General features: G+C 35.0%; 22 protein-coding genes. 17 read left to right on the forward strand and 5 right to left on the reverse strand.

Going from position 1 to position 24,992, the window contains the following annotated elements; translation table 11 throughout:
* Position 1 precedes the first annotated feature (1 nt).
* From BR43_RS03040 to pnp, 6 genes are all read left to right on the forward strand, one after another.
* A complete protein-coding gene (locus BR43_RS03040) occupies positions 2–856 on the forward strand; it encodes an L-ribulose-5-phosphate 3-epimerase (protein WP_034559369.1) in 855 nt (284 codons plus the stop codon).
* A complete protein-coding gene (locus BR43_RS03045; RefSeq protein WP_034559372.1) occupies positions 853–1,581 on the forward strand; it encodes an L-ribulose-5-phosphate 4-epimerase in 729 nt (242 codons plus the stop codon). The genes BR43_RS03040 and BR43_RS03045 overlap by 4 nt, the downstream gene beginning before the upstream one ends.
* Before the next feature lie 170 nt (positions 1,582–1,751).
* Positions 1,752–3,812, forward strand: a complete 2,061-nt coding sequence (locus BR43_RS03050) for a BglG family transcription antiterminator (protein ID WP_034559374.1) — start codon at positions 1,752–1,754, stop codon at positions 3,810–3,812.
* A 63-nt stretch (positions 3,813–3,875) separates the two neighbouring features.
* The gene (locus BR43_RS03055) at positions 3,876–4,400 is read left to right on the forward strand and encodes a GNAT family N-acetyltransferase (protein WP_034559376.1); all 525 of its coding nucleotides are present in this window, start codon (positions 3,876–3,878) and stop codon (positions 4,398–4,400) included.
* A gap of 153 nt (positions 4,401–4,553) precedes the next feature.
* Positions 4,554–4,823 carry a 30S ribosomal protein S15 gene (gene rpsO / locus BR43_RS03060; RefSeq protein WP_010054155.1) on the forward strand — a complete coding sequence of 90 codons (270 nt, stop codon included), beginning with the start codon at positions 4,554–4,556 and terminating at the stop codon, positions 4,821–4,823.
* Between the two features lie 226 nt (positions 4,824–5,049).
* Positions 5,050–7,167, forward strand: a complete 2,118-nt coding sequence (gene pnp / locus BR43_RS03065; protein ID WP_034559382.1) for a polyribonucleotide nucleotidyltransferase — start codon at positions 5,050–5,052, stop codon at positions 7,165–7,167.
* A 149-nt stretch (positions 7,168–7,316) separates the two neighbouring features.
* On the opposite strand, the gene BR43_RS03070 is transcribed toward pnp, so the two are convergent.
* Entirely contained in the window at positions 7,317–8,303 is a 987-nt protein-coding gene (locus tag BR43_RS03070; protein WP_034559384.1) for a biotin--[acetyl-CoA-carboxylase] ligase, read from the reverse strand.
* Between the two features lie 149 nt (positions 8,304–8,452).
* On the opposite strand from BR43_RS03070, the gene BR43_RS03075 reads away from it, so the two are divergent.
* Positions 8,453–9,265, forward strand: a complete 813-nt coding sequence (locus tag BR43_RS03075) for a Cof-type HAD-IIB family hydrolase (RefSeq protein WP_034559387.1) — start codon at positions 8,453–8,455, stop codon at positions 9,263–9,265.
* Between the two features lie 54 nt (positions 9,266–9,319).
* Here the strand turns inward: BR43_RS03075 and BR43_RS03080 are convergent, their stop codons facing one another.
* Positions 9,320–10,060: an alpha/beta hydrolase gene (locus tag BR43_RS03080; RefSeq protein WP_034559388.1), complete on the reverse strand. Its 741-nt coding sequence runs from the start codon at positions 10,058–10,060 to the stop codon at positions 9,320–9,322.
* A 304-nt stretch (positions 10,061–10,364) separates the two neighbouring features.
* Between BR43_RS03080 and BR43_RS03085 the strand changes: the two genes are divergently transcribed.
* The 3 genes from BR43_RS03085 (at position 10,365) to BR43_RS03095 (ending at position 14,125) form a co-directional block, all read left to right on the forward strand.
* Positions 10,365–11,414, forward strand: a complete 1,050-nt coding sequence (locus BR43_RS03085) for an aspartate-semialdehyde dehydrogenase (RefSeq protein ID WP_034559389.1) — start codon at positions 10,365–10,367, stop codon at positions 11,412–11,414.
* 110 nt (positions 11,415–11,524) lie between these two features.
* On the forward strand, positions 11,525–12,400 hold the full coding sequence (gene dapA / locus BR43_RS03090; protein WP_034560004.1) for a 4-hydroxy-tetrahydrodipicolinate synthase: 876 nt from the start codon (positions 11,525–11,527) through the stop codon (positions 12,398–12,400).
* A 33-nt stretch (positions 12,401–12,433) separates the two neighbouring features.
* Positions 12,434–14,125, forward strand: coding sequence for a ribonuclease J (locus tag BR43_RS03095; RefSeq protein ID WP_034559390.1), 1,692 nt, complete (start codon positions 12,434–12,436; stop codon positions 14,123–14,125).
* 1,131 nt (positions 14,126–15,256) lie between these two features.
* Here the strand turns inward: BR43_RS03095 and BR43_RS03100 are convergent.
* Genes BR43_RS03100 through BR43_RS03110 form a run of 3 tightly spaced genes read right to left on the reverse strand, consistent with a single transcriptional unit; the run spans position 15,257 to position 18,201 of the window.
* Positions 15,257–16,153: a glycine betaine ABC transporter substrate-binding protein gene (locus BR43_RS03100; RefSeq protein WP_034559392.1), complete on the reverse strand. Its 897-nt coding sequence runs from the start codon at positions 16,151–16,153 to the stop codon at positions 15,257–15,259.
* A gap of 13 nt (positions 16,154–16,166) precedes the next feature.
* The gene (locus BR43_RS03105; RefSeq protein ID WP_034559397.1) at positions 16,167–17,015 is read right to left on the reverse strand and encodes an ABC transporter permease; all 849 of its coding nucleotides are present in this window, start codon (positions 17,013–17,015) and stop codon (positions 16,167–16,169) included.
* The gene (locus BR43_RS03110) at positions 17,008–18,201 is read right to left on the reverse strand and encodes a quaternary amine ABC transporter ATP-binding protein (RefSeq protein WP_034559398.1); all 1,194 of its coding nucleotides are present in this window, start codon (positions 18,199–18,201) and stop codon (positions 17,008–17,010) included. The genes BR43_RS03105 and BR43_RS03110 overlap by 8 nt, the downstream gene beginning before the upstream one ends.
* A gap of 436 nt (positions 18,202–18,637) precedes the next feature.
* Here BR43_RS03110 and BR43_RS03115 point away from each other — a divergent pair, with 436 nt between their 5' ends.
* From BR43_RS03115 to BR43_RS03140, 7 genes are all read left to right on the forward strand, one after another.
* Positions 18,638–19,309, forward strand: a complete 672-nt coding sequence (locus BR43_RS03115; protein WP_034559400.1) for an HD domain-containing protein — start codon at positions 18,638–18,640, stop codon at positions 19,307–19,309.
* A 153-nt stretch (positions 19,310–19,462) separates the two neighbouring features.
* A complete protein-coding gene (locus BR43_RS03120; RefSeq protein WP_051933793.1) occupies positions 19,463–19,936 on the forward strand; it encodes a GNAT family N-acetyltransferase in 474 nt (157 codons plus the stop codon).
* Positions 19,937–19,961: 25 nt separating this feature from the next.
* Entirely contained in the window at positions 19,962–20,936 is a 975-nt protein-coding gene (locus BR43_RS03125) for a S66 family peptidase (RefSeq protein WP_034559402.1), read from the forward strand.
* A 206-nt stretch (positions 20,937–21,142) separates the two neighbouring features.
* Positions 21,143–23,239 carry a heavy metal translocating P-type ATPase gene (locus tag BR43_RS03130; RefSeq protein WP_034559404.1) on the forward strand — a complete coding sequence of 699 codons (2,097 nt, stop codon included), beginning with the start codon at positions 21,143–21,145 and terminating at the stop codon, positions 23,237–23,239.
* 339 nt (positions 23,240–23,578) lie between these two features.
* On the forward strand, positions 23,579–23,752 hold the full coding sequence (locus BR43_RS20120) for a hypothetical protein (RefSeq protein ID WP_169741012.1): 174 nt from the start codon (positions 23,579–23,581) through the stop codon (positions 23,750–23,752).
* Positions 23,753–23,977: 225 nt separating this feature from the next.
* Positions 23,978–24,136 carry a hypothetical protein gene (locus tag BR43_RS20125; protein ID WP_169741013.1) on the forward strand — a complete coding sequence of 53 codons (159 nt, stop codon included), beginning with the start codon at positions 23,978–23,980 and terminating at the stop codon, positions 24,134–24,136.
* A gap of 185 nt (positions 24,137–24,321) precedes the next feature.
* Entirely contained in the window at positions 24,322–24,954 is a 633-nt protein-coding gene (locus tag BR43_RS03140) for a GNAT family N-acetyltransferase (protein ID WP_051933794.1), read from the forward strand.
* Positions 24,955–24,992: the final 38 nt, after the last annotated feature.

The raw sequence follows: 24,992 nt of genomic DNA on the forward strand, positions 1-24,992 counted from the left end.
TATGACTTTGATTGGAATTTATGAAAAGGCTTTGCCAAAAAAGGGTACTTGGAAAGAGCGTTTGCTTATGGCTCAATCATTGGGGTTTGATTTTATTGAGATGTCAATTGATGAAACTGCTGAACGCTTGGCACGTTTGGACTGGAGTCTTGAAGAACGTCAACAAGTCAGACAAGCTGTTTATGAAACAGGGGTGCAAATTCAGTCGATTTGTTTAAGTGGGCATCGTCGTTATCCATTAGGGTCAGTAGATGAGGCAGTTCGTGAAAAAGCTTTGATTATGATGGAGAAAGCACTTGATTTAGCTGCTGATATAGGGGTTCGAGTGATTCAGCTAGCAGGTTATGATGTTTATTATGAAGCCAAATCAGTGGCAACGAGACATTATTTTATTGAGAATTTAAAAAAATCTGTTGATTTAGCAGCAAGTAGGCAAATTACACTAGCTATTGAAATTATGGATGATCCGTTCATTAATTCGATTAGTCAGTATTTAAAAATAAAGACTCAAATTCCATCTCCATGGCTTCAAGTATATCCCGATATTGGTAATTTATCTGCGTGGCCTGAAAATGATGTTGGCTATGAATTAGAATTAGGAAAAGGTGAGATTGTCGCGGTTCATTTAAAAGATACGTTAGCAGTTTCAGCTGATTTTGCTGGGAAATTTAAAGAGGTACCTTTTGGAATGGGGTGTGTTGACTTTGTTGGCTGTTTAAAAACATTAAAGGAGATTCAGTATAAGGGACCATTTTTAATTGAGATGTGGAGTGAAAATAGCGAAAATCCACATAATGAGATTGAAAAAGCGAAAGAATTTCTTTTCCCACTTTTAAAGGAGGCAGGATACAAATGAGTGAACAAGATCGTGCTGATGAGTTGATTCAGCAGATGAAAGAAGCTGTTTATCAAGCGAATTTAGCCTTACCTAGGGCGGGATTAGTTAAATTAACGTGGGGAAATGTTAGTCAGATTAATCGAGAATTAGGTGTTATCGTGATTAAACCAAGTGGTATTCCATATCAAACAATGAAAGCGAAAGATATGGTTGTAACCAATTTAGATGGTGAGGTTTTAAGTGGTGAGTTAAGACCGTCATCTGATTTACCCACACACAGTTATTTATACCAAGAATTTTCTGAAGTCAACTCTATTGTACACACGCATTCTAAATGGGCGGTTTGTTGGGCGCAAGCAGGACGCGATATTCCAGCATATGGAACCACACATGCTGACACCTTTTATGGGTCGGTTCCTTGTACAAGAAAACTAACTCAGGAAGAAGTTGCAACAGCTTATGAGCTTGAAACAGGGAAAGTTATTGTTGAAACTTTTGCAGAAAGAAAACTAGATCCTTTGGCTATTCCAGCAGTAGTTGTCAATGGTCATGGTCCGTTTACTTGGGGGGGAACACCTGAAAAAGCAGTTGAAGCTAGCTTGATTTTAGAGGAAGTCGCTGAGATGGCTCTCCATTCGGAAGAATTGGCTGTAACAACAGATTTCTTGTTGCCCTCTTATGTGCTGAATAAACATTATTTTAGGAAACATGGCGCGGGTGCGTATTATGGACAAGGAAATTAAATTAGTTAGAATAATTAGAAAGAAGGAGAAGAGAATAAGGGATTCTCTTCTTTTTTTGGTATCTAGGATATATTGCTATCTTGTTGCTATCTTGTTGCTATCTACATTTTCATCGTATACTTAAAGTAGGATATTATTGATTTTAATGAACATAAGGAGGGGGACTTATCTTGCAGTTGGAGTCGAATTTTCAACGGTTCTTAGTTATTATTGCAAAGCAAAAAGAAATCACCAACATCACAGCATTGGCTAATTCAGCTGGCTTATCGAGACGAATGATTTATTATTATATAGACAAAGTGAATGATTTGTTTAAATCAGCAGGGTTATCGTCACTAAGTAAAGAGGGACGTGGGGGATTTAGCTTAAATTTGGTGCAACAAAAACAAATCAAAGAATGGTTGAAAAACCAAAAGCAAACAGATTCTATTTTAAAAACGAGCGAACGAAGATTGCTAATCACGTTATTGATTTTATTGGAAAATAAGAAATGGCAATTAAATCATTTTCAAAATTTATTTTTAGTGTCACGGAATACAATTTTAAAGGATATTCAGTGGGTTAAGGAGCAATTAGCTGTTTCGGAAGTAGAAGTGAAAAGCAATAAAACTAGGGGATATTATGTATCTATTAGTGAATTAGAACGGCGACAGCTTATTTATCAACAGCTTTATGTAATTGAAATGGGACAAAAAGAGACAACTTATTATTTTTTACTGGAATCGTTAGGATTTACTGGTACAAAAGAAAAATATAAAAAAAGTCTACAAATTATCAAAGAACTTTTTGAAGCAACGAAGCTCTCTTTAGGCAAAGAAATACCTGTACAAGATATGCATATTTTAGCTAAATTAATTTTTATTCTACAAGAACGTAATCAGCGGGGCTTGATTCCTGAATGGACGGTGGAAGAGGAGTATTTGATTAAGGAACGACTGGAATACCAAGTAACTAAAAAACTATTAAAGCAAATGAAAACGCACATTCAGTTGGATTATTTTGAAGATGAAGCCTTGTACTATGGAATGTTATTGCTTTGTGTTGAAAAAAATGCAGATGCTCATTTTCGTAGTAATCCATTTGAAAATTTAATTTATGTGACAGAAAACTTAGTCCTTTTATTTGAGCAAATTGGTGGTATTCATTTTCATAATCGAGAAAGTTTAATTAAAAAAATTCAAACACATTTAAAAGTTTTATATTATCGACATCTTTTTAGTATGCAGATGCCTAGCTTGATTTCCAATGCTATTTCAACTAATTACCAAAAAGTTTTCAAATTAACTGACAAAATTAGTGCCTTAATGAAGTCTGATTTAATTTTTCAAAATAGTTTTCCAGATGGTTTAGCCAAGGAAGAAATTGCTGAGATTGCTATATTCTTTGAAGAAGCTATTTTACGAGAACAAACGAAACAATATATTCCACAATTGGTGATTGTTTCAGATTTTCCGGATGTTATGAATTCTTTATTAGAAAATCATATTCGCCAACTGTTGCCTAATAGTTCAATTGTAGGGATTTTGAAGTCTGATAGTGCTAACTTTTTTCCTGGGAAAGTTGATTATTGTATTTCAACAGATGCCCAGTATGTCCATCACCAAGGAGAAACCTTGAATGTATCAATTATTTTATCATCAGAAGAAAAAAAGCGAATTAAAAAATTAGATATGTCAATAGGGAATTTAGTGAAGATTCGTAAGAAACTAATTCATTTAATGACGAAATATGGCTATCTTCAAGGTCAGGAAGATTTTATTGAGGAATTAGAAAACATATTTCAATCTGTTGATAAAGTCCCTGTGTCAAAGGAATCTGTACATTTAAATAAATTCTTACAGCATACAAATTTTTGTCTAGTTATGGAAAAAGCTACTGATTTAGATGAATTAGTAGAATATTTAGCAGAGCCTTTATTGGAAGAAGAGTATATTCAACCGATGTATTTGCAGCAAGTCAAAAAAGAACTAGCAGAAAAACGTTATGTATTCCTCTATCCGCAAGTGATGTTGCTTCATACAGATTATCGTTTTGGTTCTATGGAACTGGGGTGTAGTTTTTTGTATTTGCAAGAAGCATTTCAATTAGATACTTCTGAAAAAGTTCGGTTTATTATTTTTTTAGCAACAGAAGAGAATATGGGACATGTGCCCTTATTATTTGAATTAGATGAACTGTTAAAAAGCGAATGTTTAAGCCAAATAACAGATAAACATGCTTTTTTTAGTTAGCTTGAACTATCTTAAAGTATCAGGTAAAATAAACAAAATATCTTTAGTTGGGGGATTTGAAAAATGGCAGATGAAGTTTATTTACATGCTCCAACGGAAGCCCTAAAGGCAAGTTATTTGGATTTTTTAGGAGACTGGAAACAAAGTAACGAAAAATTAGTTCCTTGGGTCATTGGGCGAGATACCACAGATTTTTCACAATTTTTGAAGTTGTTTGAAGTGGATCAGCATCCAGCTTTAGAGTCAGAAAAAGTACCAACCACGACGTATTGGTATTGTAATCAGGAAAGAATTGTCATTGGTGCAGTAAATATTCGTCATTATTTAAATGATAAATTTCGTACAAGTGGTGGTCATATTGGATACGGCATCCGACCTAGTTATCGTGGGCAGGGACATGCTACTAAACAATTAAAACTTGCACTAGAAAAATGCAAAGAACTAGGCATTCAAGAGGCTTTAGTGACGTGTGATCAAGGGAATATTGGTTCTAAAAAAACGATCATAGCAAATGGTGGCATTAAAGATCATGATTTTATTCAAGAGGATGGTTCAATTATTGAACGATATTGGATTAAAGTCCTTTAAAAAATAAGCAAAAAGACAGGAAATCCGCTTGCTTTTTTTAGCTATATCGTGTAAAGTTTAGATTGTGCAAAGCACATGACCCTTACTTGGTTTTTCGAGTCACCAACGGCTTACTCAGTAAGTGGCAAATCTAATAGGAAGAGGTGTTTAGAAATGGCAATTTCTAAAGAAGACAAAAATGTAATCATGAAACAATACGCAACTCACGAAGGAGATACTGGTTCTCCAGAAGTACAAATTGCTGTATTAACTGCAGAAATCAATCACTTAAATGAGCATGCACGTGTTCATAAAAAAGATCACCATTCATACCGTGGATTAATGAAAAAAATTGGTCACCGTCGTAACTTACTAGCTTATCTACGTAACAAAGATGTAGCTCGTTACCGTGAACTAATCCAAAGCTTAGGCTTACGTCGTTAATTCTAGTGTGTCGAATTTGAAGCGAGGTTCATAAAGAATCTCGCTTCATTTTGTATGTACGTTAGTAAATGAAAAACAAGGAAACCAATTTTTTTATCCTTCAATTCCAATATCCTACTATGCAAATGTAAGAAGACGCCATTCTCTGTTTACATTTGTTTAGTAGCTCGTGTGTATTGTGAGAAAAGGATTGGTATTTTTTGAAATTAAAGGAGATATGTAAACTATGACAGAAAAACAAATTTTTACTAAAGAATGGGCTGGCCGTACGTTGTCAGTTGAGATTGGGCAATTAGCAAAACAAGCAAATGGAGCTGTTTTAGTTCGCTATGGCGATACAGTTGTTTTAACGGCAGCAGTTGCTAGTAAGAAAGCAAAAGATGTAGATTTCTTCCCATTAACAGTAAATTACGATGAAAAAATGTATGCTGTTGGTAAAATTCCTGGTGGTTTCATTAAACGTGAAGCTCGTCCAAGCGAACGTGCAACATTAACAGCGCGTTTAATTGACCGTCCAATTCGTCCAATGTTTGCAGAGGGTTTCCGTAATGAAGTTCAAATTACAAATACGGTTATGTCTGTAGAACAAGACTGTTCGCCAGAATTTGCAGCAATGTTTGGTTCGTCACTATCATTGGCAATTTCAGATATTCCATTTAATGGACCAATTTCTAGTGTTGATGTAGGGCGTGTCAATGGTGAATACATCATTAATCCATCAATCGAACAAACTGAATTATCAGATATTCAATTAACTGTTGCTGGAACAAAAGATGCAATCAACATGGTTGAAAGTGGCGCAAAAGAAGTATCTGAAGAAGATATGCTTGGTGCGTTGATTTTTGGTCACAATGCAATTAAAGAATTAGTTGCCTTCCAATCAGAAATCCAAGCCGCTGTTGGAAAAGAAAAAATGGAAATTCAATTGTTACAAATCGATGCAGAACTTGAAGCTGAAGTGAATGGGGCTTACCAAGAAAAAATGGTTGCTGCGATTCAAACAGAAGAGAAATTAGCTCGTGAAGAAAACATTGAAGCTGTTAAAGAAGAAGCCATTGCTTTCTATGAAGAAAAATATGCAGAACATGAAGAAGCAGCACGTATTAAAAAAGAAGTAAAACAAATTGCTGAAGATATGGAAAAAAATGAAGTTCGTCGTTTAATCACAGTAGATAAAATTCGTCCAGATGGTCGTAAAGTAGATGAAATCCGTCCACTATCTTCTGAAACAAGTATTTTACCACGTACTCATGGTTCAGGATTGTTTACTCGTGGACAAACTCAAGCTTTATCAACGGCAACACTAGCTCCACTTGGAGAACACCAAATTATTGATGGATTAGGTCTTGAAAATAGCAAACGATTTATCCATCATTATAATTTCCCACAATACTCTGTTGGTAGTACTGGACCGAGTCGTGGACCAGGTCGTCGTGAAATCGGACATGGAGCTTTAGGTGAACGTGCATTATCACAAGTGATTCCTTCAGAAGAGGAATTCCCATATATGATTCGTTTAGTAGCTGAAGTTTTAGAATCAAATGGTTCTTCTTCACAAGCAAGTATTTGTGCAGGAACATTGGCATTAATGGATGCGGGTGTGCCGATTAAAGCTCCAGTAGCTGGGATTGCAATGGGTCTAGTTAAAAATGAGGACAATTACACTGTTTTAACGGATATTCAAGGATTAGAAGATCACCTAGGCGACATGGACTTTAAAGTTGCTGGAACAAAAGACGGAATTACTGCCTTACAAATGGATATCAAAATTGATGGAATTACACAACAAATTCTAGAAGAAGCATTAACGCAAGCGAAAAAAGCGCGTTTAGAAATCCTTGAAGAATTAGTTTCAACAATTGCAGAACCTCGTAAGGAATTAAGTGAGTACGCACCTAAGATTGAATTAATTAAAATTGATCCTAACAAAATTAAAGTGGTTATTGGACGTGGTGGCGATCAAATCAACGCAATTATTGAAGAAACTGGCGTTAAGATTGATATCGATCAAGAAGGTAATGTAAGTATTGCTTCAACGGATGCAGCAATGATTAAACGTGCTAAATCAATTATTGAAGAGTTGACAAGAGAAATTAAAGTTGGCGAAATTTTTGATGGTACAGTAAAACGTATCGAAAAATTCGGTGCCTTTGTTGAAATCGTAAAAGGTAAAGATGGTTTAGTGCATATTTCTGAGTTGGCTAACGAACGTGTTGGCAAAGTCGAAGATATCTTAGCTCTTGGCGATAAAGTTATGGTTAAAGTAACTGAAATCGACAATCAAGGTAGAATTAATCTTTCTCGTAAAGTGCTATTAGCAAAAGAGGAAGAAACAAAAAAATAACCTAAAAATGTAAGTTGGACAAAAGTCTTAAAATAGTAGAAATCCCAAGAAATCCATTTTTTCAAATGTTGATTTCTTGGGATTTCTCATTTTTTTATTTAATTGATTTTTATCCAAAATGGTCATTTTGTCTCAGCTTTGTTTATTGATTAAATATAGCCATCTAAGCCTCTAATTGAAATTTCACCAGCAAATAAAGGGATAAGCTCGGATGAACCTTGATATTGAACTAAAAGTTGACCTTCGTCATCAATTGTTTTTGCATAGGCTAATTTTTTCTCTTTTTTAGTAAGGACATAAATTTCTTTTCCTAGTACCGCGGAATGCTCACAACAAATATCTAAGAAGGCTTTTGTTGATCCAGTTTGAATGAATTCTTGATAAAGTTTTTCAAAGTGAGTTAAAAAATCGCTAATTAAAGGATTTGGGTCGATTTCATGACCAAGTTGAATCGCTAATGAAGTAGCTTTTTCCTGCAAATCTATTGGTAAATCTTCTTTTACTAAATTAGTATTCATCCCAATTCCGACAACTACATAATGAATTTGTGTTAATTCAGCGCTCATTTCAGTTAAAATACCACAAAGCTTTTGGCCATTGATTACGATATCATTGGGCCATTTTATTTTGACAGGTAAACTATTTTTACTTGCTTCAATAAAGGCAGCAGCTACAATCTGGGTAATTAAGCTGGCACTTGTTGGGGCAATTTTTGGTGTTAAAGTAATAGAAAGAGAAACCGTTTTGCCTTTTAGGGAGTTCCAATTTCGTCCTAAACGTCCTCGCGCAGTAGTTTGTTCCTCTGCAATTAAAACGGCGCCGTCTTCTGGAAGATAATCAGCCGTCTGCTTAGCAACTGTATTTGTAGAAGAAATAGTTGGCACAATGGTTAATTTTTTTCCAATTAAGTCGGTTTGTAAGCGTTCTTGAATGGTTTCTTTCACAACTGGGGGAACTAAAAATTGATAGCCATTTTTCCCTTGTGAGTGAATAGCGTAACCTTCTTCTTTCAAGGTTTGAATGGCTTTCCAAACAGCTGTTCTTGAAACTTGCAAATCGTCACAAATTAATTGTCCAGATATTGCCTCAGGATAGGCTTTTTGAATATAGGTTAGCACCTTTTCTTTAGTAGACATGATAAAATCCTTTCTTAATCTAGCAATGAGTTGCATTTATTTTCTTTATTATACCAGATAATAGAAAGATACTTCTTAGAAAAATTCCGATACTCATTAAGAACTATGGTATGCTTAGAGAAGAATGAATTTGAAAGTGAGGAAGTTAAATGATTAAGTTAATTGCGATTGATATTGATGGTACACTTTTAACAAGCGAACATCAATTAAGTGAAAACGTTTGTTTAGCGATTCAAGCAGCGAAGAATCAGGGAGTTAAGATTGTTTTATGTACTGGTAGACCAATTGTTGGGGTTATGCCTTATTTGGAAAAACTTGGTTTAAGAGAGGCGACAGACATTGCTATTACACAAAATGGAGCGTTAGTTCAAGAAACAGCTAGTGAAAAAGTACTTTCTCATTTAACTATCGAATTAAATCAATTAAAAAAAATTGAACAATTTGCGAAAAATCAAAAGGCACAATTAACTTTTTTTGATGATCAACATATGTATAGTCTACATCCAGAACCTAGCCAATTAGTGTTGGATGATGCTAAGATTCTTCACACGGACCTACGTCAAGTAACAAGGGAAGAACTTACGGAAGAAATGCTTTTAACCAAAGCGATGTTTTTAGGAACACCACTAGAAATTGATCACTTGTTAGCTGATTTACCTACTGATTTTTTAGCGGAATTTTACTGTGTACGTAGTGTTCCATATAATTTTGAATTTTTAAACCCAGCAGCTAGTAAAGGAGAGGCATTGCGCTTATTAGCGGAATCTTTAAACTTGACTGCTGAGGAAGTAATGGCGATTGGAGATGCAGAAAATGATCGTAGTATGTTGGAATATGCAGGCAATTCAGTAGTAATGGCTAACGCTTTGCCAGAGATTCAAGCATTAGCAACGTTTGTTACTAAATCAAATGACGAGTCTGGAGTTGCTTATGCAATTGAAGAACTCGTTTTAAAAAAATAAGACTAAATGGGAAAACCTCAATAATGTATTCTATTTATTGAGGTTTTCTCGAATTTAAAGTTGATTCAGCCAACTAATCAAGTCTTGACTGATTACTTGTTGCTGTTGTTGATTAGAAATTGTTGCCTTAGAATCGCCTTTTTGATCTCCATAGCTACCAAATCCAGCGTGATTGCCACCCTCAATTGTTTTAAATTGAGTCGAAGTGGGCAAGTAAGCTTTGCTTGATTCATAACTTTCCCAATCTAGTACACCATCATTTGATCCAGTTAGGGAAAGAACAGGCAATTTACTGGTCGCTAATGTTCCCTTTTTATCGGGATAGCTTGCTAAAAAGAAGACCCCCTTTAATGAATCATCTAAATGATTATGAGCAAAACGACTGGCCATAACTCCTCCTAAAGAATGTCCACCAATCACATAATTAGTAATGGGATAATCTGCTAAGATAGTTTCAGCACGATTTTCACCTAGAACAGCAAGATTTAAAGGTTGGTGAATTAAATAAGTAGAGTAGCCTGCTTCAGCTAGTTGCTTTGCCCAGATACCGTAGCTAGCTTCATCTACTAGTGCTCCTTGATAAAAGAGAACTGAAATAGGTTTAGGCATGGATATAGGTTCAAATACTGTTACATTTTTAGTTTGGATTACTTTGATAGAATCGGTTGTTTGTAAGGTTGTTAAAGCAGCTTTACTTGGTAAATAGGTTGTTTGCATCAAAAAGTAAAAGCCACCAATTATTATGAATATAAGGACAACCAGACTACTGATTCCAACTTTATATCTAGTTTTCATAAAAAAGCTCCTTTTTAGTTTTTATTTTCTTAATCTTAACATAAAAAGTGAAGTTTGATAGGATTTATGGTAAAATATAAAATGGTAACTTTTTATAAATAAACGACATATTTTCAATGACCACATGTTCTGAAAAAGAGGACCTAACTTGACTCTTTTAAGAAATTATTTGCTAGTAATTGGAGCGATAATAAAACAGGATGAATTGAAATCAATTAGGACTACAACTTAATGTTGGTTATTTTAACTAAAAAGTGAAAACAGGAATCAATAAAAGTTAATTAAATTCAAAGGGGTTGTATGTATGAGTGGATATCATGTAGCAGTTTTAGGGGCAACTGGAGCAGTAGGCACAAAAATGCTAGAAATGTTAGAGGAGGCGACTTTTCCGATTGCTAGTGTAAAATTATTAGCGTCAAAACGTTCAGCAGGAAAAGTGTTGTCATTTAAAGGGCAAGATATTGTGATTGAAGAAACAATTCCAGATTCCTTTGTGGGAGTAGATATTGCTTTATTTAGTGCAGGAGGTTCTATTTCAAAAGAATTCGCTCCAGAAGCAGTGAAACGTGGAGCAGTTGTGATCGACAACACAAGCGCATATCGTATGGATGTAGACGTACCTTTAGTTGTGCCAGAAGTAAATGAAGCAGCTTTACACACTCATCAGGGGATTATTGCAAATCCAAACTGTTCAACGATTCAAATGATGGTTGCGTTAGAACCTGTTCGTAAAAAATATGGGTTAAGTCGTATTATTGTATCCACTTATCAAGCGGTTAGTGGGGCTGGAATCTCGGCAATTAATGAGTTAAAAGAACAAGCTCAACAAATGCTAAATGATGAACCGGTTGAAGCACATATTTTACCTGCCGGTGGAGATAAAAAACATTTTCCAATTGCATTTAATGCATTGCCACAAATCGATGTATTCAGTGATGCAGGTTACACTTACGAAGAGTGGAAAATGATGAATGAAACAAAGAAAATCATGGAAGATGAAACGATTAAAGTAGCTGCTACTTGCGTCCGTATTCCAGTAGTTTCAGGTCATTCTGAATCGGTTTATTTTGAAGTAAAAGATAATTCAGCAACTGTTTTTGGAATTAAACATGAATTGGAACACGCACCTGGCGTTATTTTGCAAGATGATCCAGAAAGTCAATTATATCCAACTGCATTAACATCTGTTGGGAAAAAAGAAACCTTTGTTGGTCGTCTACGTAAAGATTTAGATGAGGAACTGGGCTTCCATATGTGGGTTGTTTCAGACAATCTTTTAAAAGGTGCAGCTTGGAATTCAGTTGAAATTGCTGAAAGCTTACACAAATTAGATTTGGTGCGTGTGCCTAAGTAAAAGTCAGGCCTTAAAAAATGATCAAAAAAATGTGAAATAAAAGCTAAAACTTTTAATTGTGAGTTGTTGGAAATTAGATTTTCTAACAGCAATGGAAGGGATGAATGTTTTTGGAAATTCAAACGGCACAAATTATGACGGCAATGGTGACTCCTTTTAACGAAGAGGGGCAAGTTGATTTTAAACAAACAGCCAAATTGATTGATTATTTATTGAATAATGGAACAGAAGGTTTAATTGTTGGAGGAACAACAGGTGAGTCACCAACGTTAACTCACGATGAAAAGCTAGAACTTTATCGTAAAACGGTTGAATTTGTCAATGGACGCGTTCCAATTATTGCTGGAACTGGGTCATTCAATACAGCAGATACCATTACGTTTACTCAAGAAGTTGCGAAAATTGATGGGATTGATGCAGCTTTAGTTGTAGCACCTTATTATAATCGTCCTAATCAAGAAGGGTTGTATCAACATTTTAAAGCAGTTGCTGAAGCCAGTGAGTTGCCAATCATGCTTTACAATGTACCGAGTCGTACAGGTGTGACTATTGAGGTTGAAACGACAGTACGTTTATCCTTATTGAAAAATGTCATTGGTGTGAAAGAATGTGCAGGTTTAGAAGCTATGAGTGGTATTATTGAAGGGGTCAATCCTGAATTTTTAGTTTATAGTGGAGAAGATGCGTTGGCATTTCCTGCATTGTGTTTAGGTGCGTCGGGTGTAATTTCAGTGGCTAGTCATGTGATTGGCAATGAAATGTTAGAAATGTATCGTTTAGTTAATAATGGTGTGTTAGAAGATGCAGCTCGTATTTATCGTGAATTGCTACCTAAAATGGCAAGCGTCTTTAGTGTTCCTTCACCAGCACCAGTTAAAGCTGTTTTAAATCATCAAGGAATGAACGTTGGCGGTGTTCGTTTGCCTTTAGTTGAGTGTACCAAAGAAGAAGAAAATAAGATTTTAAACTGTTTAGAAATAAAATAATTAAGTAACAGAAATACTATTAGAGGTGAAAAAATGAGCGACATTAAAATTATCCCTTTGGGTGGTGTGCGTGAGAATGGAAAGAACATGTACATTGTTGAAGTGGAAGAAGAAATATTTGTCTTAGACTGTGGGCTTATGTATCCAGAAAATGACTTGTTAGGAATTGATGTTGTCATTCCTGATTTTAGTTATTTAGAGGCAAATGCAGATCGAATTACTGGAGTGTTCTTAACTCACGGTCATGCAGATGCAATTGGTGCATTGCCATACTTTTTACAAAAGTTCAACGTACCCGTTTTTGGAACAGAGTTAACCATTGCGTTAGCGAAGTTATTTGTAAAAAAAGATGCTTTAGTCAAAGATTTTAAAGATTATCATGTGATTGATGAGCAAACTGAAATTGATTTTGGAAACGCAGTTGTTAGTTTCTTTAAAACAACTCATACGATTCCAGATTCTGTTGGGATTGCTCTTAAAACCGACGAAGGCAGTATTGTCTATACAGGTGATTTTAAGTTTGATCAAAGTGCAACGCCAATGTATCAATCGAATTTTGCTAAGATTAGTGATATCGGTGAAAGCAATGTATTAGCATTATTAAGTGATTCAGCGGAGGCAGAAGGTTCTGTTGAGAATGCCAGTGATTTACAAGTTGCTGCTGAAGTTTTAGATACATTTAGAAACACAGATGGACGAATTATTGTAGCTTGTGTGGCAAGTAATATTATGCGTGTTCAACAAGTTTTAGATGCGGCGTATAAATCAAACCGTAAGATTTTTATTACTGGACGTGATTTAGAAGAGATTGTTAAAACAGCTATGAAATTAAATAAAATTCAATTGCCAAGCGAGGACTTAATTGTTTCTGTTAAAGAAATTGATAAGTATGCAGATGAAGAAATTGTTGTTTTAGAAACAGGAAATCTTGGGGAACCAATTAAGAGTCTACAAAAAATGGCGATTGGCAAACACCGTCAAGTTAATATTAAAGATGGCGATTTAGTTTATATTACAACCACAACTTCAACAGCAATGGAAACAACTGTAGCAAAAACCGAAGATATGATTTATCGTGCTGGCGGAACAGTTAAACAAATTTCAACAAATCTAAAAGCCTCTGGTCATGGAACGGGTAAAGATCTACAATTAATGATTAATTTATTAAAACCAACTTACTTTATTCCGGTTCAAGGAGAATATCGTCGTTTGGCAGCCCATGCTGATTTAGCTCATGAAGTAGGGATTTCACGTAAAAACATCTTTATTCCTGGTAAAGGAGATGTGATGGAGTATACAAAAGGTAGAATGCGGATGGCTGGTCAAGTTGATGCGGGCAATACAATGATTGACGGTATTGGCGTTGGAGATATTGGAAACATTGTTTTACGCGATCGTAAACTTTTATCTGAAGATGGAATTTTTGTAGCGGTTGTTACGATTAGTCGTAAGCAAGGGAAAATCATTTCAGGTCCAGATATTACAACTCGTGGTTTTGTCTATGTTCGTGCAAATGAAGATTTAATCAAAACCAGCAACGAGATCATTCGTAAAGTTGTTGAAGAGAACTTAAGCCGTAAAGAATTTGAATGGAGTCGCTTAAAACAAGAGATTCGTGAATCATTAAGTAAATATCTTTTTGATAAAACACGACGTCGCCCAGTGATTCTACCAATCATTATGGAGAGTAGTTTCCGTAATACAAAACGAAATAAAGAAAATTAAATTTAGTTCCCCTATTAGGAAATCATTGATTTTTTAATAGGGTTTTTTTATTTTCATTAGTATTGAATATAGTTCATACATAAACGTTTATATTGAAGGATATGGATTTAGATAAAGACGTTGTTAAAAAATTAGTATGGTTTTTATATTTATACAAATTGTATGTTTTTTTGTTAAAAAAAATCAATAAATATCTTTAGCAATTATATAATAAAACTATCAAATAAATATGAAAAAAAGAGATTTGTCAATGAGAGAGATTAAATTATTAGGTTTTATAGTATTATGTGGGCTTACTGTGGGAGGTTTCTCAAATCAGGTTTAGCAGATGAGTTGATAATATCTACTACTCCGGTCCCATCCGTAGCAACAGTAGGAATTACATTTTTTTGGAGTACCAACGGAGCAAGAATTTACTTTAGAAAGTGGGGAAACGTTCACTCTTAAAAAAGTAGTTTATAAAGAGCAAAATTATGTATTGGATCTAGATGTTTTAAATAATGCAGGAGTTAAGGCTGCACGTGTTTGGTATACTCGTGGATGATAACAGTAATATTTGGTAGCCATATACAGGTGATTTCAGAGGGGATCATGCGACTTTAACAAACCGTTACGATGAGAAAACTGTCGGATTTATCGGACTTAATTTCAACATAACGAATTTATCTGGTGGGGGGATTAAGTTATAAAATAACTTATAACTCAAAAGTTGTTCCATTTGAGGATGGCGGAAAAGATTTCGATGGATTAAAGAATTAATGATAATTAACTAGAAAATGCTAAAAAAACTAGTATGCTTATTCGTGCTAGTTTTCACTTCCTAAATATAAATTAAGAAAAATGAGTTATTTATCAAAAATAAAAGATGTACTTAATGACTAAAAGCTGATGGAACCAATTTGTCTGAAAAAAAGATTGAAAATAGTTATACAGCGTAACGACTAAGATAGACTGAAGATCGTTTGATTATCATAAATAATCTATTTATTGCGTAGAATGTATCTAATGAAGGCGGTTGAATCAGTTGATAAGTGGCTTATTTCCGATGAGACTACTTTTTCCAAACGTTATTGTAAATTAAAAAGCTTGGGACAAAACTATTTTTTAGTTTTGTCCCAAGCTTTTTGTTCTTTATTTAGTTTTTAAATCTTCAATTGAGTTAATATTTTCCATATAAGTTGGGACGACTAAACCTAATTTAGCGCCTTTAAGGTTAACGCCTAAATCTTCAATATCATCTTTGTAGTCTTGATAGAAGATACCGGCAGTATTTGGTAACCAAGCTGCAACCATAGCGTCAGCTGCATTTGTGGCAACAGAGGCCCACATTGGTTGGATTTCCATTGCTTGAATGGTAGTCTTATAGCCCATTTTTTGTAGTGCTAAGGCGACAACATTCGTTGAAGCAATTTCTGAATCCCAGGCAACATAAGTTAACTTGATAGAGTTTCCGTCAACTTTTTCTAATCCTTCTGTCCATTTATTTAATTGGTCAGGATTCTTTTTTAGCCACTCTTTAGCAGCTACTTCAGGATCAATACCATCATTCACTTGTAACATGACATCTGCCATTTCTTCAGGAGTCCAGTAAAAACGGTCTAAAATGGTATAGGCAGTGGGTTCTTCTTTTTTCAAATCCTTCCGAACAATCGTATGGATATTCTCTGCCTTTCCAAAAGCACCTTTAGGGTCATCTAGGAATTTTAAATCGTACTTTGTAAACATCCAGTGAGGTGTCCAACCAGTTACAACAATTGGACGTTTATCTTTGATAGCTTTATCTAACGTACTAGTCATTGCAGCAGTAGAACTAGGCTGCAACTGCCAATTGTCTTTGCTTAAATCATAGAGATCAATGGCTTTTTCGGCACCAGTCATAATTCCGGCACCTGCATCGATCCCAGTAATTGTATAATTAATTTGTTCACCTAATGGCGTCTTAGCATCATAAGGCTGTAGTATGGAAGCACAGCTAGCTAAAAAGAGGCTTAGGCCACCAACTAGTAGGCATAAATTCAACTTTTTCATTCTAGTGTTCCTCCTATTTGCTTCGTTTATCTTTGGTAAAGGCTTGTGTGACACGGTCTAACACAATAGCTACAATTACAATAGCTAAACCAGCCGCAAAACCATTTCCAGCATCATTACGGCCAACGGCAAAATAGACTTTTGTTCCTAAGCCCATTGTACCAATCATTGATGCAATAACGACCATTGAAAGTGATAACATCATACTTTGGTTAATTCCAGCCATAATTGTTGATTTTGCTAAGGGCAATTCGACTTTAAATAGCTTTTGCCAAGCAGTGGATCCAAAAGAATCAGCGGCTTCATCCAACTCTGTAGGTACTTCACGAATTCCTAAGTTCGTCATTCGGACTGTTGGTGGCATAGAGAAGATAACTGATGCAACAACACCAGGAACCATTCCAATGCCGAAAAAGGCAACAGCAGGGATTAGATAGACAAAGGCTGGCATTGTTTGCATAAAGTCTAAGATTGGACGAATAATTTTTTCAGCCCAACGACTTTTAGACATCCAAATTCCAAGTGGGACACCAATAATTAGTGCAATCAAGCTGCTTGTTAAAACTAAGGTTAAGGTTTGGGTCATATCACGCCAAAAACCTAAATTCCAAATAAAGAGTAGACCAACTAAACTAAAGGCGACTAACCCCCATTTTTTTCCATTGCGATTAATAAAGTAAATACCAGCCGCAACAAGTAGGATAAATAACCAAATCGGTAGGCTATCAAAAATCCATTGGAATGCTCCGGCAATACTAGCGATAATTACTGAAACAACGTTAAAAAATCCTTCAAATTGTGTTAAACCGTCAACTAATTGATCAATCCAATTAGCGATTGGTAATTTTGGAATGTTAAGCATCTTGTTCCACCTCGTTTCCTGCTAAGGCAGCTAATACAGAACCACGTATAATAATGCCACGCAATTTTTTATTTTCAACAACGGCAATTGGAACATGCATTGTTGAAACAGCATCAAGTAAGTCACCAACAGGAACATCCAGTTCTGTAGTTAGAAGATCATGATGCACAATTTTTTCTAATGAATTTTCTTTTTCTTTAATAGCTTCCAGAACTTCATTGGCATGAACAATACCCACTAATTCATTTGAACGATTGACAACAAATAAACTAGATAAGTTTTCATCTCTCATGCGTTTTAAAGCTACACGAGGGCCACTTTTTTCAAGCGAAACGGTTGCTGGTGGAATCATAACATTAGCAGCCGTTAAAACCTTTGAACGATCTACATCTTCAATAAATTTCTCAACATACTCATTTTCTGGAGTCGTTAAAATTTCTTCTGGTGTACCAGATTGAACAACAGCGCCATCGCGCATAATCATGATGCGATCACCAATTCTTAAGGCTTCATTTAAATCATGAGTAATGAAAATAATGGTTTTTTGAACATTACTTTGTAAATCTAACAATTGGTTTTGCATGTCTTTACGGTTCAATGGATCTAAAGCTGAAAAAGCTTCATCCATTAAAAGGATATCGGGATTGTTGGCTAAAGCTCTAGCTAACCCAACACGTTGCTGCATTCCACCAGATAATTGGTCGGGATATTGATCGCCGTAACCATTTAATCCAACTAAGTCTAAAGCTTCATTGGCTTTTTGGGCACGTTCGGTTTTATCTACTTTTTGAATTTCTAGACCATATTCGGCATTTTGCAAAATAGTACGATTAGGGAACAAACCAAAATTTTGAAAGACCATACTCATACTTTTACGTCTAGTTTCTCGTAAGCTTTTTTTATCCATTTTGACTAAATCTTGATCGTCTAAATAAATATCACCAGAAGTGGGTTCAATCAAGCGATTCAGTAAGCGAATTAAAGTTGATTTTCCGCTACCAGATAGCCCCATAATGACAAATATTTCTCCTTCTTCAACAGAGAAGCTAACATTGTCCACTCCGATTGTGGCACCTGTTTCTTTTAAAATTTCTTTCTTGGACTTATTGTCCTGTAGCATGGCTAATGCTTTCGTACTCTTTTTTCCGAAAACTTTGGTTAAATTTTCGACTCTAATTTTTGACAAATTAAAATCCTCCTTTATTTTTTTATTTGCTAGACGATACGAGGCAAAAGAAATGATTTTTCAGTTTATCTTACACGATGTGTTGAGTAAGCAAACATAAAATGATTGTTCTCTTTTAACTATTTCGCTAGAAAATAAAGTGCTAAATCTAATGAAAAAATACCCGTTCCAAAAGGCATGGTTTCTATTCTAACACTAAAATTAGAGAAATGAAAACAAATAGGTTTTCAAAAAAAGTGAATAAACATAAGCTTTCCTTGCCCTGATAGGCTCTACAGCAAATTAAAAAAAGTTGAAATAAATAAAAGATATCGTTTTCTTCCTTCACTTAGTTTGACTAAAATACGATAAAAAATAAAGATCTGAATCTATTTGATAAAAAATCAAAGGCTTGTTAAACTGATAAAAGAACAACTAAAAAAAGGTGGCAATTAAAATGAATAATGTGGAAAAAGAAATTGTAAAAAAAACAGAAAAATATGTTTTTGATGCGTTAATAGATGAACCAAGTGGTCATGATTGGTGGCACATTTTACGAGTAGTAAATTCCACGAAAAAAATTGCCGGAATTGAGCAAGAGATACAGAATGTGAATCTATTTATTTGCGAGATGGCAGCTTTGTTACATGATATTGCTGATGAAAAGTTAAACGAAAATGCAGTGGCAGGAGAGCAAAAAGTCAAAGATTGGCTGAAGGAAGTCGATGTAAATGAGGCAGATCAAGCTGCTATTTTAACGATTATTTTAAATATGTCTTATAAAGGTGGCACCAATAAAGTTCGGTTAAAAACGATTGAAGGGAAAATTGTACAGGATGCAGACCGTCTTGATGCACTTGGAGCAGTGGGAATTGCTAGAACATTTACTTATTCAGGACTTCATGAACGCCCGATACATGATCCACGTCGTGAAAAAGTACGTGAGCATTTGACTTTGGAAGAATATCGTTCTGGAAATGATACAGCAATTATGCATTTCTATGAAAAATTATTGAAGCTAAAAGATTTGATGCAAACAAAAACAGGAGCTCAATTGGCATTACAACGTCATCAGTATATGGCAGCTTTTTTGGCCGAATTTTATGATGAGTGGGAAGGCAAATGCTAAATGCTGTTCTGAAAGTTTGATTATAAAATTAATGCGTATAAGATTTAAAAAAAGAATAATAAAAACAATTCTAAATTATAGGGTTAATCGTTAATTTAATAATGACATCATGCTATAATAGAGTTAATCAAACAAATAAAGGAGTGGGAGCAGATGAATCAGCTTTTTTTGAGAGAAGCCGTTGTTGCCGATGGTTCCCTATTGGAACAATATGTCTTAGAAGATACGCAATTCACCTCTTTGCCAATGGATGCCATGACAAATAGCCTTTATGAAATTGAAAAACACCCAATTTTAATTTTGGAAAAAGAGTCACTTGTTGGATTTTTTATTTTACAAGTCGGAATTGGAGTCAACGTGTACACAGAAGATCAAAATGCAGTGCTTTTACGAGCCTATTCAATTGATGATCGTTTTCAAGGGAAAGGCTACGGCAAGCGGTCATTAGAAATCTTACCAGCCTATATCCAAGAGCAATTCCCAATGAGTAAAAAAGTCATTTTAGCTGTAAATCATGGCAATATCAGTGCTCAAATGTTGTATTTAAAAGCCGATTTTTATGATACGAAACGTCGAATTCATGGCGAAAAAGGGACTCAATTTATTTTTGAACGGTTTATTGAATAACTAATATTTACTTGGAGGGGATGAGTTGTTTCCAAAGAAATTACAAAAAGGTGATGAGATTCGAGTAATTGCCCCAGCAAGAAGCTTGCAGCTTATTAGCCAAGAAACTCAAAAGATAGCCCTTAATCATCTAACTCAAGAGTTGGGACTAAAGGTGACGTTTGGTTGCCATGTAAATGAACTAGATGACTTTGACTCTTCAAGTATTCAAAATCGAATTGATGATTTGCATGAAGCATTTAAAGATGAGAATGTTAAAGGCATTTTAACTGTGATTGGCGGGTTTAACTCAAATCAGCTGTTGCCTTATCTTGATTATGACTGCATTCAAAAAAATCCTAAAATTCTTTGCGGTTTTTCAGATATTACTGCATTGGCAACAGCGATTTATACTAAAACAAATCTAGTAACTTACTCAGGTATGCATTTTTCTAGTTTTGGAATGAAGAAGAATGCAACTTATCAGATTGAAGCATTTAAAAGATGTTTATTTTCTAAGAAATCGACTGTACTTCAGTCGGCTGAGTTTTGGTCAGATGATGAATGGTATCTTAGTCAAGAGGAACGACAACTTAACCAAAATGCTGGAATGAAGATTTTGACTTCTGGTTATGGTGAGGGCATATTAATTGGTGGGAATTTAGAAGTTTTAAATTTGTTACAAGGTACTGAGTATATGCCATCGCTTAAAAATTGTATTTTATTTATAGAAGATTTATCAACGCCAGAATTGTTTGATTGTAACTTGGAGTCTTTGTTGCAACAAAAAGATACAGCGACTATCAAAGGACTGGTTATAGGACGATTTCAAAATCAATTTAATATGACGGAAGATAAATTAGTGAAAATCTTAAGAAATAAACCTTTGTTAAATAAAATACCTGTTATTTATCAAGCTGATTTTGGTCATACTACACCTATTTTTACCTTTCCAATTGGTGGCACTGTAAGAATAGATACGCGTGGGGAACAAGCTGATATTATTTTGTTAGAACATTAATCAATTTGTATCAAATTCAGCACTGTTCGTTGCTAAAAGATAGAGACCAACTGAATCAATTTTCAAACAAATAAGTCAAACTAATAACCTAGTTTTAGTTTGACTTACTTTTTTTAGCTCTTAACTTTTGACTTTTTGTTAAAATCATTGTATTCTTAAGTTAACCGAAACGATTACAAGTGTAAACGAATTAAGGAGTGGAGAAAATGAAAAATGAAAAGCATGGAGAACATAATGAGATGCAGATGAGTTCTCATGAAATGAATCACCAAGACCATGAACATATGGCTGGGATGAATCATCATGAGATGGATCATGGTTCAATGCCAGGAATGGATCACATGAGTCACATGGGTAATTTAAAGCAGATGTTTGTCGTTTCTTTATTTATGGCGATTCCGATTGTTATTTTATCACCTATGATGGGAGTGACATTGCCTTTTCAATTTACATTTCCAGGCTCAGAATGGGTAGTCTTGATTTTAGCAACAGCGCTTTTTATTTACGGAGGTCGCCCGTTTTTAAGTGGGGCCAAAATGGAATTACAGGCTAAAAGTCCAGCTATGATGACTTTGATTGCCTTAGGGATTTCAGTGTCCTATATTTATAGTTTATATGCTTTTATTATGAATCAATTTGTACAATCTGGACCACATATTATGGATTTCTTTTGGGAATTGGCAACGTTAATTGTCATTATGCTATTAGGTCATTGGATTGAAATGCGAGCAGTGAGCAATGCGGGAGATGCGCTAAAAAAAATGGCAGAGTTACTGCCTAGTAAAGCAACTGTAATCATGTCTGATGGGAAAACTCATGAAGTTTCTTTATCAGATGTTAAAATGAATGATCGATTATTAGTTCGAGCTGGTGAAAAGATTCCAGCAGATGGTAAGATTGTTGAAGGACAATCAAGATTGAACGAATCAATGGTGACTGGTGAAGCAAAAGAAGTTGAAAAAGTTGTAGGAGACCAAGTTATAGGCGGCTCTGTTAACGGGAGTGGAACGCTCTCAATTCAAGTGACAGGAACCGGAGAATCTGGTTATTTGGCGCAAGTTATGCAGTTAGTTGGAAGTGCAAAAGCAGAAAAATCAAAAGTTGAATCGTTATCAGATAAAGTTGCAAAATGGTTATTCTATGTAGCACTATTTGCTGGAATCCTTGCATTTATTGTATGGTTTAGTATCACGAAGGAATTAAATACACCACTAGAACGAATGGTAACGGTCTTAATTATTGCTTGTCCCCATGCGTTAGGCTTAGCGATTCCGTTAGTGACGGCGCGTTCAACATCGATAGGTGCTAAAAATGGCTTACTGATTCGCAATCGAAATGCGTTAGAAGCAGCTAAGAAAGTCGATATTGTGTTAATGGATAAAACAGGAACTTTAACCGAAGGAAATTTTAGTGTGTATCAAGTTTCTTCGTTGGATGCAAGGTATTCAGATAAACAGATTTTAAGTTACTTTGCCGCATTGGAACAAAATTCAAATCACCCGTTAGCAGCAGGTATTTTAAAACAAGCAAAGGTAGAAAATGTTGCTATTCCACTGGCTAAACAGACTGAAAATTTAGCTGGAATTGGTTTACAAGGTGAAGTGGACAATCAAGAAATGAAAATTGTGACGGCCAATTATTTACTGAAAAAAGAAATTCAATATGATCAAGCACAGTTTAATCAGTTAGCAGAACTAGGAAATTCAATTAGTTATTTGCTGATTGACAATCAAGTCGCTGGCTTAGTTGCTCAAGGGGATCAAATCAAGGCTGGAGCAAAAGAAATGATTCAGGCATTAATACGTCAGCAGATCGAACCGATTATGTTGACTGGAGATAATAAGGCTTCGGCATTAGTTGTGGCAAAACAATTGGGAATTCAACAAGTTCATGGCGGCCTATTACCAGAAGATAAAGAAAAAATAGTGAAACAATATCGAGATGCAGGTAAAGTTGTGATGATGGTTGGAGATGGTGTTAATGATGCCCCAAGTTTAGCTAGAGCAAACGTAGGGATTGCGATTGGCGCAGGAACCGATATTGCGATTGATTCTGCAGATGTTATTTTGGTTAAAAGCGATCCAAGTGATATCTTGCATTTCTTATCATTAGCGAAAAATACAACGAGAAAAATGATTCAAAATTTATGGTGGGGAGCAGGATACAATATCTTAGCGATTCCATTAGCAGCAGGGATTTTAGCGCCTATTGGCATTATCTTAAGTCCAGCGTTAGGAGCGATCTTGATGTCATTGAGTACCGTTATTGTTGCTTTGAATGCCTTAACATTAAAAATTGATTGATTTTTAATGTGCCGATTGATGATTTAAAAACCATGATTGAACATCCAGAAAAGAGACATTAGCTGAAAGAGAAGAGTATTCGGACATTTGTTCCTATGAAAATAGTGAAGCAGCACAGGTCCTTCACTATTTCGACAATTAGTAATAAATTAAAGACAGCTAGGCAGAATTCTGATAAGTTTAATCAGAATTCTGCCTAGCTTATTTGCTTTTAAGAAGAGTGTTAACTAATTTATTTAAAATAGCGTTATGATTTTTTAGTTTTCATTATAGAAAATATATACTAGAATTTTAAATAACCATTATTATAAAAATGGGAATCTATGCCAAAAATAAAAAGTGATTAAACAGGCGCATCTAAAAAGCGACCGCCTTGAATCAAGAGATGTGCAGAACTACTTAGAGGAAAGTAACAATGAATTAACCCGTGAAAAACTGAAACTTCAACATAAATTAGCTGACGGGACATATGAAAAAAAAGTCATCCTAGCTGAAAAGGAGGAACGCCATTAGTAGTGATATGTACGTTTCAGTTTCAAAAAAACAAGCGGTTAGCGTGCGTTCCATGAGCAAAAAACAAGTACAGGATTATGAAGATGTCCAGACAGCCATTAGCGAGTTTACCTTGAAAATGAAATCAAAGGGATTGACGAAGAGCAAATAAAAGAGTTAGAAGAGTATGAGATTTATGCTAAACTAGTTTATGATGGCGAAGGCAATCCACAAGTATTTTGACAGTTGGTTAAGGATGGAAAAGGCATTGAGAATCTAGCGCTGTATCAGTACTTAAAACAAGTAGGACACCATTTATCCCTGAAAATGTTTGAATTTATCTCGTTAGACGAATGGGATAAAAAGATGAAGGCTGGTTTTTGGAATGGGGTGAATCTTGAATAGTAAAAAGTTAATTTCCTTTGCAAGAAAGGATGATAGTGCTTGTTTTGAGCTTGGAAAAGAAAATAAAGTTCAATTAATTCATGAGTTCACTGGAAGGTTTTGAACAAAGAGGTGAATGTGTGATGCATGGGACTGGGTAGAATTTGTCGTGAAAAATAGGATTAATTACAATCGGAGTGAAGAAAATGGATGGCAAAGTAAACTATACAAAATTGAATAAAGAAGTTTCACAGGCATTGCGTCATGTTCCTTGTGACTATGAGTTAGAACTAGCTAAAAATGGGTGGGTGCTAACAGACCAATTATTACGGGCGTTACATCAAACTGTTGAATGGCAAAATGTGACGATTGAAAGATTTAAACCGACAGATATCACCGAGTTGATTCAACTTTTTTATCAAACGATTGAGGAAATTAATAGCCAAGATTATTCAAAGTCTCAACTACAGGCGTGGCAAGGAAAGCATAGAGAAGATGAGCGTTCTAAACAATGGTCTGAAAAATTATGTATCAGTAAGACGTTAATTGCTCGTAATAAAAATCAAGAAATTAGTGGCTTTTTAGAGCTAGAACCTTCTGGTGAATTGAATTTGTTTTTTGTTCATGCTCGTTATCAAAGACAAGGCATTGGGCAGCTGTTGATGGAACAGTTACTCACAGAAGTAAACGATACGTCGCTAAAAAGGCTGACTGCAAATGTAAGTATTACAGCAGTGCCATTTTTTGAAGCAGTGGGATTTAAAAAAATACAGCAACAAATTGTTTCTGTTGATCACCAAGAGTTTATTAATTATCGGATGGAAAAAGAGCTAATGTAAAAATAGTCGATTCTAATAAGGCTGGCATTAAGTTAAAA

The sequence above is a fragment of the Carnobacterium gallinarum DSM 4847 genome (assembly GCF_000744375.1).
GTDB lineage: Bacteria > Bacillota > Bacilli > Lactobacillales > Carnobacteriaceae > Carnobacterium > Carnobacterium gallinarum.